At 61.2% G+C, this 15,312-nt stretch carries 19 protein-coding genes and 1 pseudogene; 9 read left to right on the top strand and 11 right to left on the bottom strand.

Annotation, left to right across the window (positions count from 1 at the left end):
- Positions 1–14: 14 nt before the first annotated feature.
- The gene (locus tag BLX41_RS14885) at positions 15–524 is read right to left on the bottom strand and encodes a GNAT family N-acetyltransferase (RefSeq protein ID WP_259744917.1); all 510 of its coding nucleotides are present in this window, start codon (positions 522–524) and stop codon (positions 15–17) included.
- Positions 525–843: 319 nt separating this feature from the next.
- On the opposite strand from BLX41_RS14885, the pseudogene BLX41_RS14880 reads away from it, so the two are divergent.
- From BLX41_RS14880 to BLX41_RS14875, 3 genes and pseudogenes are all read left to right on the top strand, one after another.
- A pseudogene (locus BLX41_RS14880) lies at positions 844–983 on the top strand (PA0050 family protein).
- A 62-nt stretch (positions 984–1,045) separates the two neighbouring features.
- Positions 1,046–1,183, top strand: coding sequence for a PA0050 family protein (locus tag BLX41_RS37555; protein WP_259744916.1), 138 nt, complete (start codon positions 1,046–1,048; stop codon positions 1,181–1,183).
- 294 nt (positions 1,184–1,477) lie between these two features.
- Positions 1,478–2,209, top strand: coding sequence for an ABC transporter substrate-binding protein (locus tag BLX41_RS14875; RefSeq protein WP_123725514.1), 732 nt, complete (start codon positions 1,478–1,480; stop codon positions 2,207–2,209).
- A 119-nt stretch (positions 2,210–2,328) separates the two neighbouring features.
- Here BLX41_RS14875 and mddA read toward each other — a convergent pair whose 3' ends face one another.
- The gene (gene mddA / locus BLX41_RS14870; RefSeq protein ID WP_123725513.1) at positions 2,329–3,129 is read right to left on the bottom strand and encodes a methanethiol S-methyltransferase; all 801 of its coding nucleotides are present in this window, start codon (positions 3,127–3,129) and stop codon (positions 2,329–2,331) included.
- 112 nt (positions 3,130–3,241) lie between these two features.
- Positions 3,242–4,177 (bottom strand): hypothetical protein, encoded by a 936-nt coding sequence (locus tag BLX41_RS14865; RefSeq protein ID WP_123725512.1) that lies wholly within the window; start codon positions 4,175–4,177, stop codon positions 3,242–3,244.
- A 203-nt stretch (positions 4,178–4,380) separates the two neighbouring features.
- Between BLX41_RS14865 and BLX41_RS14860 the strand changes: the two genes are divergently transcribed.
- The 5 genes from BLX41_RS14860 (at position 4,381) to BLX41_RS14845 (ending at position 7,224) form a co-directional block, all read left to right on the top strand.
- A complete protein-coding gene (locus BLX41_RS14860; RefSeq protein WP_123725511.1) occupies positions 4,381–4,980 on the top strand; it encodes a GNAT family N-acetyltransferase in 600 nt (199 codons plus the stop codon).
- 29 nt (positions 4,981–5,009) lie between these two features.
- Entirely contained in the window at positions 5,010–5,786 is a 777-nt protein-coding gene (locus tag BLX41_RS14855) for an aminoglycoside 3'-phosphotransferase (RefSeq protein ID WP_123725510.1), read from the top strand.
- Between the two features lie 198 nt (positions 5,787–5,984).
- A complete protein-coding gene (locus tag BLX41_RS14850; RefSeq protein ID WP_123725509.1) occupies positions 5,985–6,377 on the top strand; it encodes an MliC family protein in 393 nt (130 codons plus the stop codon).
- Positions 6,378–6,600: 223 nt separating this feature from the next.
- On the top strand, positions 6,601–6,759 hold the full coding sequence (locus BLX41_RS33665; protein ID WP_185073573.1) for a hypothetical protein: 159 nt from the start codon (positions 6,601–6,603) through the stop codon (positions 6,757–6,759).
- Between the two features lie 144 nt (positions 6,760–6,903).
- Positions 6,904–7,224, top strand: coding sequence for a YbjQ family protein (locus BLX41_RS14845; RefSeq protein ID WP_123725508.1), 321 nt, complete (start codon positions 6,904–6,906; stop codon positions 7,222–7,224).
- Positions 7,225–7,270: 46 nt separating this feature from the next.
- Here the strand turns inward: BLX41_RS14845 and BLX41_RS14840 are convergent, their stop codons facing one another.
- From BLX41_RS14840 to BLX41_RS14810, 7 genes are all read right to left on the bottom strand, one after another.
- Entirely contained in the window at positions 7,271–7,663 is a 393-nt protein-coding gene (locus BLX41_RS14840) for a VOC family protein (RefSeq protein WP_123725507.1), read from the bottom strand.
- A gap of 88 nt (positions 7,664–7,751) precedes the next feature.
- Positions 7,752–9,392 (bottom strand): ABC-F family ATP-binding cassette domain-containing protein, encoded by a 1,641-nt coding sequence (locus tag BLX41_RS14835; protein ID WP_123725580.1) that lies wholly within the window; start codon positions 9,390–9,392, stop codon positions 7,752–7,754.
- Between the two features lie 177 nt (positions 9,393–9,569).
- Positions 9,570–10,607 (bottom strand): DNA topoisomerase IB, encoded by a 1,038-nt coding sequence (locus tag BLX41_RS14830; protein WP_123725506.1) that lies wholly within the window; start codon positions 10,605–10,607, stop codon positions 9,570–9,572.
- An 80-nt stretch (positions 10,608–10,687) separates the two neighbouring features.
- Positions 10,688–11,770: a molybdenum ABC transporter ATP-binding protein gene (gene modC / locus BLX41_RS14825; protein WP_123725505.1), complete on the bottom strand. Its 1,083-nt coding sequence runs from the start codon at positions 11,768–11,770 to the stop codon at positions 10,688–10,690.
- 4 nt (positions 11,771–11,774) lie between these two features.
- Positions 11,775–12,455, bottom strand: a complete 681-nt coding sequence (gene modB / locus BLX41_RS14820; RefSeq protein WP_123725504.1) for a molybdate ABC transporter permease subunit — start codon at positions 12,453–12,455, stop codon at positions 11,775–11,777.
- Positions 12,456–13,223 (bottom strand): molybdate ABC transporter substrate-binding protein, encoded by a 768-nt coding sequence (gene modA / locus BLX41_RS14815; RefSeq protein ID WP_123725503.1) that lies wholly within the window; start codon positions 13,221–13,223, stop codon positions 12,456–12,458. It lies immediately after the preceding gene.
- Between the two features lie 210 nt (positions 13,224–13,433).
- Positions 13,434–14,498 carry an NAD(P)H-dependent flavin oxidoreductase gene (locus BLX41_RS14810; protein ID WP_123725502.1) on the bottom strand — a complete coding sequence of 355 codons (1,065 nt, stop codon included), beginning with the start codon at positions 14,496–14,498 and terminating at the stop codon, positions 13,434–13,436.
- A gap of 202 nt (positions 14,499–14,700) precedes the next feature.
- On the opposite strand from BLX41_RS14810, the gene BLX41_RS14805 reads away from it, so the two are divergent.
- A complete protein-coding gene (locus tag BLX41_RS14805) occupies positions 14,701–15,189 on the top strand; it encodes a GyrI-like domain-containing protein (protein ID WP_123725501.1) in 489 nt (162 codons plus the stop codon).
- Here BLX41_RS14805 and BLX41_RS35405 read toward each other — a convergent pair.
- Positions 15,153–15,312, bottom strand: a 160-nt coding sequence (locus BLX41_RS35405) for a methylated-DNA--[protein]-cysteine S-methyltransferase (RefSeq protein WP_259744926.1), incomplete at its 5' end; no start/stop codon positions are given. The two genes, BLX41_RS14805 and BLX41_RS35405, sit on opposite strands and share 37 nt — an antisense overlap.

Below are 15,312 nucleotides of genomic sequence, written 5' to 3'. Positions count from 1 at the left end.
GCGACTCTGCTTGTCTATTTTGTAGAGCAGGTACTCTTGAGTGCGATTAGTGAGTTGTCTAGTGGCGCGATGGGAGAGTGTCCACCGATTTTTTCCATGGCGCGTTGAGATCGAACGTTCTGGCTGTCAACGTGAAACCAAACAGTGTCGACCCATTGGAATGCATGAGTCAGCATTAAATGTTTCAACTCTCTATTGGTTTCGCCTCCCCAATGATCACGAGCCAGGAAGGTATAGCCGATCGTCACTTCTCGTTTTTTCTCATCGAACTGGTAGTAGCGAGAGGAGCCGATCACCTGGTTGTTGCTGCGGTCGATCACGATAAGCGCAGACTTTGAAGCAAGTGCCTCGTTAAACCATGGGTGAAAAACGGGTTCCTGATAGCGCGTTGGGCTTGGATGCTGAGCCCAGATCAAAGGGTCGGATGCAACACGGTACAGCGCTTCAAAGTCATCAATTTCCAGTGGGCGCAGCTCTAGCGATTCACCAATAGTTGAGGGGGCGAGTGGCAGAAGTTGCATCATTTCTTCCTTTTGGGCTCAAGCGTGGTTTTGTCTATTTACTGTCACATTGGTCTATTTATCGATTGGACTGCTTTCGAAAGGTCTTAGCCTGTCCGATAGGGACGATGACTGCCTGATCAGCCTCGCCGCAGACGCGACAATACACCGCACTGGCGCAACCGACGTGACTGGTCTTTGCTGTTTCGGGTCCGTTGCTGTGCTCGCTGATCAGTCTGGCGGCAGGCGCGCGAGGGGCGGGTGTTCGATCCTGCGGCAGGCAATGGCCTGCCTAGAGGGGCGAACATGGATCGTTATTGGTGTTTCGATCAAGGAGATCACATTGAAAAGGAAGATGTTGGCGGCTTCGCTGCTGCTATGGATGTTCTCGTTGACCGCGCAGGCGGATTGCGCGGTATTGGGGCCTGGGGAAGATCCCTGTGCGGGGCCGGTTCTGGGCCTACGGTTTGCGAATGTCCCTGATATTTGCTTGTGCCCTCGACAGGGGCACATGGATTGCTCGTCTACTGACCAGGAGGTTACAAATGAAGAAAGTCATGTTGGCTGTATTGCTGCTTTGTGGTTTTTCCCTGACTGCCCAGGCAGCGTGCCCGGTATTTGGCCCATCTGAGGACCCGTGCAGTGGTCCGGTGTTTGGTCCGTCTACCTGCGAATGCCCTTAGGGAGGTGACCTGGCGGGTCCGGTTGGATCCGGACCTGCTTTCTGAAGTTGCTATTGTCCGCTCCCGAGCAGGCAATAAAGCATGCTCCCTTAGAACCCGCCCTGAGCGGGTTCTTTATTGCCCGAGAAAAGATCGGCAGGTGCGCCAACCGGGCGCGGTAGACGGTATCTGGTGTTTACCGTACTCAAACGGCGTGCTTCTGGTTAAATGAGGCTCATTAGTCCGAGCCCATCAGGTAGTTGTCGCCGGTCAACCGGTCCTGCTTTTTTCTGAACCTCATTCACGGAGCAAAACATGAGTGCTATCAATCGCGCGGTCCTGGACGACCTGGCACCGCAAGGCGTGCTGCGGGCCGCGATTAATTTTGGCAATCCAGTCCTGGCGCAAAAAGGGAGCGATGGTTCGCCGCAAGGTGTGTCGGTCGCCTTGGCAAAATCTTTGGCTGAAGAGCTCGGCGTAAGTTTGCAGATGACCACCTTCGATGCGGCCGGCAAAGTCTTTGCGGCGCTGGAGGAGGGCATCTGGGATGTCGCTTTTCTGGCTATCGAGCCGGTGCGTGAGGAACAGATCGCCTTCAGCGAGCCTTACGTCATCATCGAAGGCACCTATCTGGTGGCGGCAGACTCACCTTTCCAGGTGGTCGAGGATCTCGACCAGCCAGGATTGCGGTTGGCGGTGGGCAAAGGCGCGGCCTATGACCTGTTTCTGTCTCGCACGTTGAAACATGCTCAGCTTGAAAGGGCGGAAACCTCGGCGCGTGCGGTAGATCTCTATCTTCAACAGCATCTGGATGCGGCGGCGGGCGTGCGCCAACCCCTGGAGCAGATGGCGGCAAACACTCCTGGTTATCGAGTACTGGAGGGTGCCTTTACGGCCATTCGGCAAGCCATGGCAGTACCACGGCCACGGGAAGCAGGCGCGGCCTATGTCAGGGATTTCATCGAGCGCAAGAAGGCCGAAGGATTCGTTAAGGCTGCATTGGCCCAGAGCGGGCAGGCTGATGTGACTGTCGCACCTCTTCAGTAGCTGCGTAGGGGTAATTCAGGCCCATGTAAGCGGCAGGTACATTTCTCCTGGAGCACCTGTGGCCTCTTCTTCAGGGTGAGAGAGGCGTGGGTGTTGGAGTCGTTCTCCCAGCCAGAATTTCAAGAGCTCTCAATCTTCTTGGCGGCTCGGGATCTTTTGCGTGAAGGTATGAGCATGCCGACCTGCTGTTGATAAGCCAGGTACTTCTTGCCAAAGACTTTGACCATGTCTTTTTCTTCGAGATGGGTTCCCGCGAATATGTAGGCAGTGCAGGTCAGCGCAAACACGAGGTGTCCGACAGTCATCTCCGGCGTTGCCCAGAAGGCTATGAGAAAGCCCAGGTACATGGGATGGCGAACAACTTTGTAGAGAAAGGGTGTGATGAAGTTGAGGGGCTCCGGCTTGGTTGTGTGGAAAACACGGTAGGCTTGTTTCAAGCCAAACAACTCAAAATGACTGATCAGAAACGTCGCCAGCAATGCAAGCCCCCATCCCGCCCAATACAAACCGTTCAGCAGCGCCTTGAGCCCTTCGGACTGAAGGCTCCAGACTGTGGCCGTGATGGGTTGCCACAGGACAAACAAGAGGATCAGCGTCAGGCTGCTGCATAGAACATAAGTTGCTCGCTCTATGGCGGCGGGAATGATTCTGGTGATTTTTTTCTTGACGCTTTCGCGGGCCATGACGCTGTGCTGGACGGCGAACAGGGTGATAAGGGCGATATCTATGACTGTTGCAACTAGCCAGTGGGAATATGCCCCCGAGTTAATGTTTTTCGGTACCGACAACGCACCAAGGAAGCCGATCAGGTAGAGGAAGGTCAGGAGAAAAACCACGTAGCTGCCGAGGCTGTACAGCATATAAAACAGGTTTGTGGCAGTGCTCACGTTTGTTTTTTTCAGTTTGGAAGCTGTATGCATGAACGATTCCTTTCGATCATGGCGGAGACTGCAAACTTGCGCCCAAGGTGGAGACTCAGTTGGTCGATACTGAAACCTAGCAGAGATTGTCGGTTGCCGTTCCTTGTCTGTTTCAGCGTTGTCCCGGATCAGGCTGCACCAGATGCCGCCAGGGGAATACCTGTCGAGCAAAATGCGTTACGTAGCCGCCGCGGGAGGCCTGGATCACCATGAACTGCAATGCCGGCCGGAGCTGGCGCAGGGCCTGGAGCTGTTCCAGACTCAGGCAGGTGTTGCGCAGGCGCAGCACGTTCAGTGGGTCGCAGGCAGCGCTGGCGAATAGTTTTTCATAGCTGGCGAAGGAGGTAACGGCCTGTTCTTCGCGCTGATCCGCCCAGTTGTTCTGCAGTTCGCTGGATTCGGTGAAGTCCAGGTTGCTCAGACGCGGCAGATTGTCCGAGCCGGCCAGGTTGGCAATGAAGTGCTGGGTGTCCCAATGGCCGCCAATGCGCAGGTGGGCAAGGTGCGGCAGATGGACCTGAAAGAAGCTCGAGTCGGGGGCATTGGGTAGGGTCAGTTCGCTCAAGTGCGGGGCTTTCGCTGCAAAGCGGGCGATTTCTCCTGCTTCCTCCATCAGCGTACCGGCTTTCTGGATCAGCGAGGCATTGTGGTCCTGGGGTTCACTGGGGCGAATCGACAGCGACCTGAGGAGGGGAAAGCTCACGTCACTGTCCAACAAGGGGGTGAACTCCCATTCGCGGGTGCCGTTTGCCCCTTGATCCGGGCCGGAAAAGGCCAGGGAGCTGAGGGTGTCGGCCACGACCTGGTCGGCGAGACACTCCAGGGTCCAGGCAAACGGCTCTTCCCACAGGTCACCATGAAACTCCAGGTGCAGGCCGCCACGTATAGGGGCCAGGGCCAGGTAGTTGTAGTCGCTGACCCACAGCGGGCCCGCCAGGTCCTCGGGGCGCTCGTCGCGCTCGGCTGCCAGGTCGCGGGTGAACTCATGGATGCGTTGCTGCAGGACCAACAGGCGCTGGTAGCCCGGCGAAGACAGAAGGTTGGACATGGCTGGAATCCGCTGCTGGGTGGGGCCGGGCTGAGCCGCTGGCGAAGGGCTCCGATGATAAGTCCTGGCGCCTTCCTGAGTCTTGGTCCGACTCAGTGGCTGACACATTTTTTCAACAAATTAACCATGTCCCCGGGGGCCCACGGAGCGCTAGGATCGCCCTTTCATGCACAGGGGCTGTGGTCCGTTTGGAGTGTTATCCCATGCAACAAGGACTATTGCCTCATTCCTCCACCGGACTGGTGGCCAGGGAAATCACCCTGGTAGATGTCGAGCGGCTGCAGGCGTTCTTCGTTGAGAATCCGGAGTACTTCCACATCGTCCATGGCTGTGCACCGCAGCCGGATGAAGCCCGCAATGAAATCGATGACCGCTTGCCAGAGGGCTGGTCCTTCACTCGCAAGTGGAAGATCGGTTACTTCGACAGGACCGGTGCCCTGGTGGCAATGGTCAGTATCGTCAGCAACCTGCTGGCGCCCGGGGTCTGGCACATTGGTCTGTTCATGGTGGCCAGCTCGCTGCAGGGCCGGGGCATCGCCCGGCAGTTGCACCGCGAGCTTGCAGACTGGGCGGTCGGGCAGGGCGCGCGCTGGCTGCGGCTGAGCGTGGTGTTCGAGAATCTCCGGGCCGAGGGTTTCTGGAGAGCCTGTGGCTATGTCGAGGTTCGTACCCGTGATGGGATCGAGCTGGGTCAGTTACGGCACCGGGTGCGCATCATGATCAAACCGCTGTCCTCGGATTCCCTTGAAGACTACCTGACCCTGATGCCCCGCGATCGGGTCGAGCCCTCGGTGTCGGTCTGATAAAAATGGTTGGAAACAGTGTGACCCCCATGACATTGAAATTGCCTGAGGCCATTGCGCGCTTCATTGGTGATGCGCAGCTAGTCCCGGACACCGTGGGTGAGTCGCCTTGCCGTGTGCACAGCTTTTATCGCGGCAACGAGCGCTTCTTCCTCAAGTTCTCGGCGGCTCTCTATGCCCCCACCACCTACAGCGTCTTGCGGGAGGCTCGTGTACTTGATTGGCTGGACGGGCGCCTCAAGGTTCCCGAACTGGTGCTGGTGGAGTCGGGGGCTGAAGGCGAGTTTATGATTACCCGCACCGTGCCGGGTGCGCCATTGTCCTCTTGCATAGCCGCAGGCCAGCCGGCACTGCCGCTGTTTCGCGAGGCGCTGCATCAAGTGCAGTCAGTGGCGGTGGACGAGTGTCCATTTGACGCCGGAGTCGCGATGCGTTTCGCCGAGCTGGATTACCTGATGGCCCAGGGGTTGTGCGCTGCGGAGTATGACCTGACACAGTGGCCCGGGTTGGCCAGCCCCGAGGCGCTGCGGGCGTATCTGCAACGTACCCGACCCATTGAAGACCTGGTTTTTTCCCATGGCGATCTGGGGGACAGCAACATCTTCGTCGACAGTCGCGATGAGTTGTATTTCATCGATTTGGGGCGGGGCGGGTTGGCCGACTGCTGGCTGGACATCGCCTTTATCCAGCGCGACCTCCGCGAAGTGCTTTGCGAAGCGGACGCGGCTGAGTTTCTCCAAGGCTTGGGAGTCCCGGACAATCCTTCAAGGCGGGTCTTCTTTGAACAGTTGGACGAGCTGTTCTAGCTGATGGGATCAGGCACCTGTAACGGCGACGTGCTGGGTGGGGCGGTGCATCAATATCTGGGGCCGCAAGCCTCAGCCCTGCACACGAGCCCTCTGCTCTGGAGCGGTCGGCAGGCCAGGGTGAAGGCCTCTCGGGCATGAACTAAAACCGCTGTCGCCAGTCCCATGGGTCATCTTTGACCATTCGGGGGAAATACCGTGAAAACTCGTCTCGCAACGCTCTGCGCCGCAGGTCTGGCTTCGGCCCTGCCAATTCTGGTCGAGGCTGCACAGACTCAGTCGCCCGCTCCTGAACCGACCTATGAGAGCCAGGTGGCGCGCTATCAGTGCGAGGGCAATGTCCGCATCGATGCGGCCTATCTGAACATCGACAATGGCACCTCGTTCGCCACGCTCTACTACAAGGATCAACTGATTCCCATGCACAGTGCCCGTTCGGCTTCCGGCGCGTTGTATGTGGCGGACGATGAGCAGAACAGCTTTCGCTGGCACACCAAGGGCAAGCTGGGCATGTTGTCGTTCCTGGAGGCAGATCACACCGCCAAGGAGCAGCAACTGCTCAAGGACTGCCAGGAGATCGATCTGCAGTAACAGTTCCACGCAGAGGGCTTCAGGCAAAAAAAGCCCGCGCCAGAGCGCGGGCGAACGTAGTTGCTTGAATGAGCGAAGGAACTATACACAGGCGGGATCGGCGTCTGGGTGAAAGAAGTTTCATCTTGCGTGGTAGTTGTTTTGTCGGCTAAGCCGAGCCGTTGTCGGATCTGTTCTAACCTGAAATGGCGAGTCAAAAATCCCTTCAGGAAGAGAGGTGGGCATGGCAACACAACAGCAACGCCCTTATGAGCAGGAACGCAGCGATGAGGCGGCGCAGTACGAGGTCGAACACAAAGAGCCGCCACCGCAAACCTGGAAACACCCGGACGATGGCAAGAGCCTGTCGGAACTGGACGAAGAGCGTCCCTTGAAGCCCTGATCCAAAGCCCCGCTTCAGAGCGGGGCTGCTGTTTGTGGCGAAGCCATTGTTGCCCATGACCGACCGTCGCCGTCGCTCTGATACCATCCCCAGCCTTAATGTCCCGGGACCTCGGGACGGAATTTCTGTTCAAGGGAGAAACACATGATTGTCACCACCACCGCCCATATCGAAGGTCGGGAAATTGCCTCCTATCTGGATATCGTCAGTGCTGAATCCGTCCAGGGCATCAACGTGCTCCGCGATATCTTTGCCGGCATGCGCGACTTCTTTGGCGGCCGCTCCCAGACCCTGGAACGCGCCTTGAAGGAGGCGCGGATCCAGGCCACCAGTGAAATCAAGGAGCGGGCCCGTCAGTTCAACGCCGATGCAGTGGTCGGTGTGGATTTCGAGATCAGCATGCCTTCCGGGCGTGGCGGCATGGTGGTGGTGTTTGCCACCGGGACCGCCGTCAAGCTCAAGTAACGTTCTACCCAGCTTCCCGCCCAACTTTCTCCCGCACTCCCTGGGCTCAAGCCCCTACCGGGGTACAGAGCTCCACCAGGGTGCCATCCGGACAACGCACGTAGGACACCGTCTGCCCCCAGGGTTTGCTGCTGGGGGGCGCGAGTTCCTGGGCGCCCTGTTCCAGGGCCCTGGCATGGGCTGCATGGACGTCATCGGTCACCAGTCCCAGTTCCATGCCCAGGGGTTGCGGCGAGGAGTGGGCGGCGACGTGGCCGGCCTTGAAGTTCAGTTCTGCCAGGTCGTGGTCGGCGAAGGCCAGGGTGGTGCTGCCGGTTTCCAGTTCGCCGTAGGTGCCGGACTCATGGAGAAACCGCCGCTTGAAGCCGAAGGCCTGCTCAAAGAAGGCCAGGGAGTCTTCAACCTTGGGCACGTAGATGATGGTGTAGCCGAACTGCATGGCGTGACGCTCCTTGTCTATGGATAAGAGGACGCGAATCTAGCATGGGCGCTCGCTTGCCCGCGGCTTTTTGCTGTAAGGCGCTGTTTCATTGACGACGCTCCAGCAAGTGCCAGCCGCGTGGGGACCATTGCAGTTCATGGGTCGGTGCCAGGGCCTGGAGAAAGTCCTGATCGTGGGACGCCACTACCATTGCCCCGGGATAGTCCCGCAGGGCTCGCTCAAAGGCCTGTACCGATTCCAGGTCCAGGTGGTTGGTTGGCTCGTCGAGCAGCAGCAAGCGGGCCGGGCTGCCTCCCCACAATGCCAGTGCCAATGCCGCTTTCAACCGCTCTCCGCCGCTGAGCTGGGCGCAGGGTTGCTGCACCCGCCAAGCGTCCAGTTGCAGGCGTGCCAGGCAGGTGCGCAAGGCACTTTCCTCCAGTGGTGTAGCGGCCTTGGCCAGTTGCTCCAGCAGCGAGGGTTCGGGGGCCAGTTGCAGCAGGTGCTGATCCAGGTAGGCGCTGTTCACCGCCACCCGGCATTCGCCGCTCAGGGGCTGCAATTGACCGGCGAGCATCTTCAGCAAAGTGGATTTACCGCAACCGTTGGGGCCGATCAGGGCAATGCGCGCCGGGCCACTGACGTGGACGGTGAGATAGGACGCCGGCGCCCGGCTGTCCAGCCAGGGCAATTGCGCCTGTTGCAGGTTGAGCACTGGCTGGCCTGCTTGCAGGGTGGTATCGGGCAGGGTCAGCAAGGTCGGTTGTTCCGCGGCGACCCGGGCGTAGGCGTTGCGTACCTGTTCATCGAGGTCGCTCTTGTGCCCCTGATGGCTATGACGCACCTGGCCCATGATGTCCCGGGCGGCACCGAGTATCTTGGCTCGCTCAAAGCCGGAGACGTTGGCGGTCTTGGCATATTTGCGCGATGTAGCCGCATGGCGCTGGATGGTGTCGTGCTCGCGTTGCAGACGTTTGTGCTCACGGTTGCGCTGGGTGCGGGCATGTTCCAGTGCCGCCTGGGCAGCGTCGTTATGGGCCTGACGCTGAGCCTGGTACAGCGCGTAGTTGCCGCCGTAGACCTGGGCTCCCTGGGGGCTGAGTTCAACGATGCGTTGCACCTGCATCAGCAACTGGCGGTCATGGCTGACCAGGATCAGACCGCCGCGCCAGTGTTGCAGTTGCTCCATCAGCCAGCGACGTCCGGCACGGTCCAGGTGGTTGCTGGGCTCGTCGAGCAACAGCAGGTCGGCGTCGCTGAGCAGGGCACCGATCAGCACCACCCGGGCCAGTTGCCCACCGCTCAGGCTGGCCGCCGGATGATCCGGCTCCAGGTGTTGCAGTCCGGCCTCATCCAGCGCTTGGCGCAGGCGTTCGGCCAGGTCCCAGTGATCATCTACCCGCTGCAGGTCTTCCGGGGCGGCGGTGCCGGCTGCCAGGCGCTGCAGGGCTTGCAGGGTATCAGCGACGCCTGCGAGCTGAGCCACAGTCTGTTGTGGGGCCGGCAGCGGGTCCTGGGGGACATAGGCCACGCTGGCGTTGCGATTGAGGCTGCCGCAAGAGGGTTGCAGTTCACCGGCGATCAGGCGCAGCAATAGGGATTTACCCATGCCATTGCGCCCGACTATGGCTGTGGGCAAGCGATCGAAGCTCAGGTTCAGGGAATCGAGCAAGGTTTCGCCATTGGCGAATTGATAAGTCAGCTGGTTCAGTGAAACCAGCGCAGGCAGCCGGGTGACGTGAGTCATCAGCACCTCCAGAAAATGTTGGAACAGGCCAACGAGCACTAGCAGGGCTCGTCGCGGATACATTTTGGAAGGCTTAGTTGTTCACGTCGGCAATCGTCCTGGGACGGGAAAGAAGGTGCGTAGCCTAACGCCGGAATAATCTGGCTGACAAGGGTTTGTGTGCGGCGTCGGTGTTTGTCAGGCGGATTTCGCTGCTTGTGCCAGGCGTTGGAGAAAGCTTGCCAGGCCGGCTTCCTCGGCTTTCAGGCCTTTGCGCAGGCGGGGCTTGGGCAACTGCGACAGCTCGCCGAGCACAAAGCCTTCCAGCAGGGCGGGATGGATATAGCACTTGCGGCAGACCGCCGGGGTATTGCCCAGTTCGCGGGCCACTTCCTTGACAGCGGCCACTATGTGCCTCTTGGCATCGGCTTCGGGTTGCCACGGCTGTTGACGCAGCAGGTCCAGGGCCAGGACGCTGCCGGCCCAGGTGCGATAGTCCTTGGCAGTGAACGCGGCCCCCGTCAGCTGTTGCAGGCAGGCGTTGATGTCCGAGGAGCTCACCGCATGGCGCTGGCCGTCTTCATCCAGGTATTGGAACAGGTTTTGCCCCGGCAGCTCCCTGCAGCGCTTGACCACCCGGGCCAGGCGCGGGTCCTTGACGGTGATCTGGTGCTCGACGCCGCTCTTGCCCCGAAACTGGAAATGGATGGCACTGCCGTTGACCTGTACATGACGGTTGCGCAGGGTGGTCAGCCCGTAGGAGCGATTGTCCCTGGCGTACTGGCTGTTGCCGACCCGGATCAGGGTCTCATCCAGCAGGGTGATCACAGTGGCGAGGACTTTCTCGCGGCTGAAACCGGGAGCGGCGAGCCGGGCCTGCAACTGTCGGCGCAACTTGGGCAGGGCGCTGCCGAACTCCAGCAACCGGGAATACTTGTCGCTGTCACGCACCTCGCGCCAGCGTGGGTGATAACGGTATTGCTTGCGGCCCCGGGCATCACGGCCAGTGGCTTGCAGATGGCCCTTGGGATCGCTGCAGATCCACACCTGGACATAGGCCGGGGGAATCGCCAGGGCGTTGATTCTCTGGATCTCCTCCGGGCGGGTAATGCGCTGACCCTGAGCATCGTAGTAGACGAATTTGCCCCGCAGTTTCCGGCGCCGCACGCCCGGTTGCCGGTCGTCGGTGTAGTGCAGGTCGGCGGGCAGATCGAGCACGTCTGGAGTGTCGGGCATGGCGGCGGGTCCTGGGCAAAGTGCGGGCCTGTAGAACATGGACCGCGGCCGTGACCCAGGGTGCCGATTTTCTCTGGCGCTTACGCCAGCACCGCCACCGCCTTGATCTGCGCCCAGAGTTGCTGTCCGGGGTGCAGGTTGAGCTGATCCCGGGAGTAGCGGGTGATACGTGCCAGCAGAGGGGTGCCGGCTGCGTCCAGGCGCACCAGGACGTGGGCGGCGTTATCTGCGGGAATCTCGGCGCTGACGGTCACCGGCAGTCGATTGAGAATGCTGCTGTGTTCGCTGGCCTGCAGGCTCAGGCTGACGTCCCGAGCCTGGACCTTGAAGCGCAGGGACTTGCCCAGCGCCAGGGGCAGATGGGCCACACGCACTTGCAATTGACTGGCGGGCAGTTGCAGGGTCAGCAGGTGGTAGGTCGCGTCATAGTCGCTGACCCGACCTTCCACCACCACGCCGGCGTCATCCCCCAGCGCCAGGGGCAGGTCCAGTCGCGCCAGGGTCTGGCCGATGGGGCCGCTGGCCAGGGCACGGCCATCACTGAGCAGGACAATGTGGTCGGCCAGCCGCGCCACTTCGTCCTGGGAGTGGCTGACGTACAGCACCGGGATATCCAGCTCGTCGTGCAACCGTTCCAGGTAGGGCAGGATTTCACTTTTGCGTTTCGAGTCCAGGGCCGCCAGGGGCTCGTCCATCAGCAGCAGCCGTGGGCTGGTGAGCAGGGCTCGGGCGATGCCAATGCGTTGGCGTTCACCGCCCGAGAGGTTCTGCGGGTGGCGCTGGAGCAGGTGGCCGATACCCAGCAACTCGGTGGCCTGGGGCATGTCCACCCGGCGTTGCTGCCTGGGGATGCGGCGCAGGCCAAATTCCAGGTTGGCCTGGACCGACAGGTGGGGAAACAGGCTGGCTTCCTGGAACACATAACCCAGGGAACGCTTGTGGGGCGGGACGAACAGCTTGCGCTGGCTGTCCTGCCAGATTTCGTCGTTGATCTGGATCCGCCCGCGCCCGGCCTTTTCCAGGCCGGCGATGCAGCGCAGGCAAGTGGTCTTGCCCGAGCCCGAATGGCCATAGAGCGCAGTGATGCCGCGCCCCGGCAGTTGCAGGTCGAGGTCCAGGGCGAAATCGTGGTAGTCCAGGTGCAGCTTGACGTGAATGCTCATCGACTCAGCTCCAGCCAGCGCGGGTCTTGCGGCTGGAGTACAGCGCCAGCAGCACCAGGAACGAGAACACCAGCATGGCGCCGGCCAGCCAGTGGGCCTGGGCGTACTCCATGGCTTCGACATGATCGTAGATCTGCACCGAGACCACCCGGGTCTTGTCCGGGATGTTGCCGCCGATCATCAGCACCACGCCGAACTCGCCGACGGTGTGGGCAAAGCCGAGAATCGAGGCAGTGATGAAGCCCGGCCGCGCCAGGGGCAGGATCACCGAGAAAAAAGTGTCCCAGGGATTGGCGCGCAAGGTGGCGGCCACCTCCAGGGGACGGCTGCCGATGGCAGAAAAGGCGTTTTGCAGCGGTTGCACCACAAAGGGCATGGAATAGATCACCGATCCCAGCACCAGGCCGCTGAAACTGAAGGTCAGGGTGCCCAGCCCCAGTGACTGGGTGAACTGGCCGAGGAAACCGTTGGGCCCGAGGGCCAGCAGCAGGTAGAAACCTATCACCGTAGGCGGCAATACCAGGGGCAATGCCACCACGGCGCCGATCGGCCCGCGCAACCAGGAGCGGGTGCGCGACAGCCACAACGCAATCGGAGTGCCGATGACCAGCAGGATGAGGGTCGTCAGGGACGCCAGTTTAAGGGTCAGCCAGATGGCGGAAAAATCGGCACTCGAAAGGGTCATTTACAGTTGATAGCCGTAGGATTTGATGACAGCGGCGGCTTTGGGCCCCTTGAGGTAGTCAACCAGCGCCTTGGCGGCCGGGTTGTCCTTGCCCTTGTTGAGGATCACCGCATCCTGCTTGATCGGATCATGCATCTGGGCCGGGACTATCCAGGCTGAGCCGCTGGTGACTTTGCCGTCTTTATAGATCTGCGACAAGGCGACAAAACCCAATTCGGCGTTGCCGGTGGAGACGAACTGATAGGCCTGAGTGATGTTCTGGCCCTCGACGAGCTTGGCCTTGACCTTGTCGGTCAGCCCCAGCTTGGCCAGCACCTGGGTTGCGGCCAGGCCGTAAGGCGCAGCCTTGGGGTTGGCGATGGACAGGTGCTGGTACTGGTTGTCCTTGAGCACCTGGCCTTTGCTATCGACGTAGCCGTCCTTGGCCGACCACAGGGCCAGGGTGCCGATGGCGTAGGTGAAGCGCGAGCCCTTGACGATATCGCCCTCGCTTTCGAGCTTCTGCGGGGTGCTGTCGTCGGCAGAGAGGAAGACTTCGAAAGGCGCGCCATTCTTGATCTGGGTGTAGAACTGCCCGGTGGCACCGTAGGCGGCCACCAGCTTGTGGCCTGTGTCTTTTTCGAAGTCGGCGGCGATGGCCTGGATCGGTGCGGTGAAGTTGGCAGCGACCGCCACCTGGACTTCAGCGGCCTGGGCCGAGCCGAAGGCGAAGAGGGCGAGCAGGGTAGCGAGGCAAGTCGGGGCAAAACCTGAGGCACGAAGGTTCATCGAACAGCTCCATTGGGGGGACGGACGCGTTGGGCAGCGAATGCTTGGAGGGAATCTGCAGCCATGGCAGGGGTTATCGCTGTATAGCGGAATATATAGCGAATTCTCGATGAACGGAACCGTGCCGCAGGCCTCGATGGCAATGGACTGCACCCGGTGCATCAAACGGTGCGTACCCGGCGCCGCGACCACGATCGCGGCGCCGGGTGGTCAGCGCCGCTTGAGCTGCGCCAGGGCCTGTTCGGCCAGGCGCAGGGTCAGCTCGTAGGCAGGCAGCTCCACCCCCAGGCGCAGGGCCTGGCCGGACCAGAGGTTGGCGAAGTCGGCATCGTCCTTGGCCTTCAGCGGCAGCAATGCTCCGCCGGCTCGGGGAAACGCCGGCGCCAGGGGACTGATGGGGCCGATTTCGCGCATCACCCGGTTGATGATGCCTCGAGCGGGGCGGCCGGTGAACAGGTTGGTCAGCGCGGTCTGGCTTTCCTTGGCGGTACGCAGGGCCCGGTGATGGGCGGCGCTGATGTTGGCTTCCGGAGTGAACAGGTAGGCGGTGCCCAGTTGTACCGCCGACGCGCCCAGGGCCATTGCCGCGACAATGCCTCGGGCGTCGCCGATGCCACCGGCGGCGATCACCGGCACCTTCAGCGCATCGACGATCTGCGGCACCAGGGCCATGGTGCCCACCTGGGTGTTGAGGTCGGTGCTGAGGAAGATCGCCCGGTGGCCACCGGCTTCGTAGCCCATGGCAATGACCGCGTCGCAGCCGCGCTCTTCGAGCCATAGGGCTTCGTCCACGGTGCTGGCCGACGAGAGCACCCTGGCCCCGGTGGCCTTGACCCTGGCCAGCAGCGCCGGCTCCGGCAAGCCGAAGTGAAAACTCACCACCTCGGGCCGCAGCTCTTCCACCAACTGGCAACCGACTTCGTCGAAGGGCGCCCGATTGCTGACCGGGGTGGGGGCGTCGAAGTCGGCGCCCAGTTCCCGGTAGTAGGGTTGCAGGGCGTTCTTCCAGCGGCTCTCCTGTTCGCTGTCCACGGCCTGCACCTGATGGCAGAAGAAGTTCAGGTTCAGCGGGTGCCGAGTGGCCGAGCGAATGACCTGCACTTCCTGGCGGATCTGTTCCGGGGTGAGCATGGCGCATGGCAACGAGCCCAGACCGCCGGCCCGGGACACGGCAATCACCATGGCGGAGCCGTTGGCGCCGGCCATGGGGGCTTGAATGATGGGCAGGTCGATGCCCAGCAGATCGAGGAGGCGACTATCGGTCCATTGGCTCATGTGCATGGTTCTCCGGCGGCAGGATTGGACGAGGCAACCCATGGTTTTTAGCAGGAGAGGGGCGCCCTAGGCCAGCTGACTTTTCCCGGGTGGGCCCAAATACGGGCATTTGCCGCAGTGGCAGGGTGGCTGTCGCGGAGGTTGATCCGACGCTAGACTGCGGCGGATATTTTCCCTCATCGCGGCGTAAGGAAGCTTGATCATGGAAGTAAAACTGCGCGAAGTGTTGCCCTTCAGCGTCGCGGGCCTGCAAGTGCGCACCCTCAATGTCCAAGAGCAGCAGGCGGACAGCGCCAGGATCGGACCGATGTGGCAGCGCTTCTATGTCGATGGCCTGTTCGACAAGATCGGCCCTCGTCAGGCGGACTCTTTCGTCTATGGCGTCTATTCCAATTACGCGTCCGACGCTTCGGGGCATTTCGATGTGACCGCCGGTGTGGCAGTGACGGGCGCCTGTGCGGACTACCCCAGCGTGGACATCCAGGGCGGTGATTACCTGGTGTTCAGCGCCAAGGGCGCGATGCCCGATTGCGTGATCCAGACCTGGGGCCTGATCTGGGCCTACTTCCAGGACAACCCGCAGGTGCAGCGCGCCTTCGCTACGGACTTTGAGGTCTATACCAGCGCCGATTCGGTGGCGATCTACATCGGGATTCAGGCCTCGGATAGTGTTTCGCGTTCCAGCAACTGACGCTTGCGTTCCACTCCCCAGCGGTAGCCTGAAAGATTGCCGTCGCTACGCACCACCCGGTGGCAGGGGATCGCCACCGCCAGGGTGTTGGCCGCGCAGGCCTGGGCCACCGCACGCATGGCC

The organism is Pseudomonas protegens (genome assembly GCF_003732485.1).
Classification (GTDB): domain Bacteria; phylum Pseudomonadota; class Gammaproteobacteria; order Pseudomonadales; family Pseudomonadaceae; genus Aquipseudomonas; species Aquipseudomonas protegens_B.
Note: the sequence above shows the minus strand (reverse complement) of the source record. Positions and strands in the feature narration are given on the sequence as shown.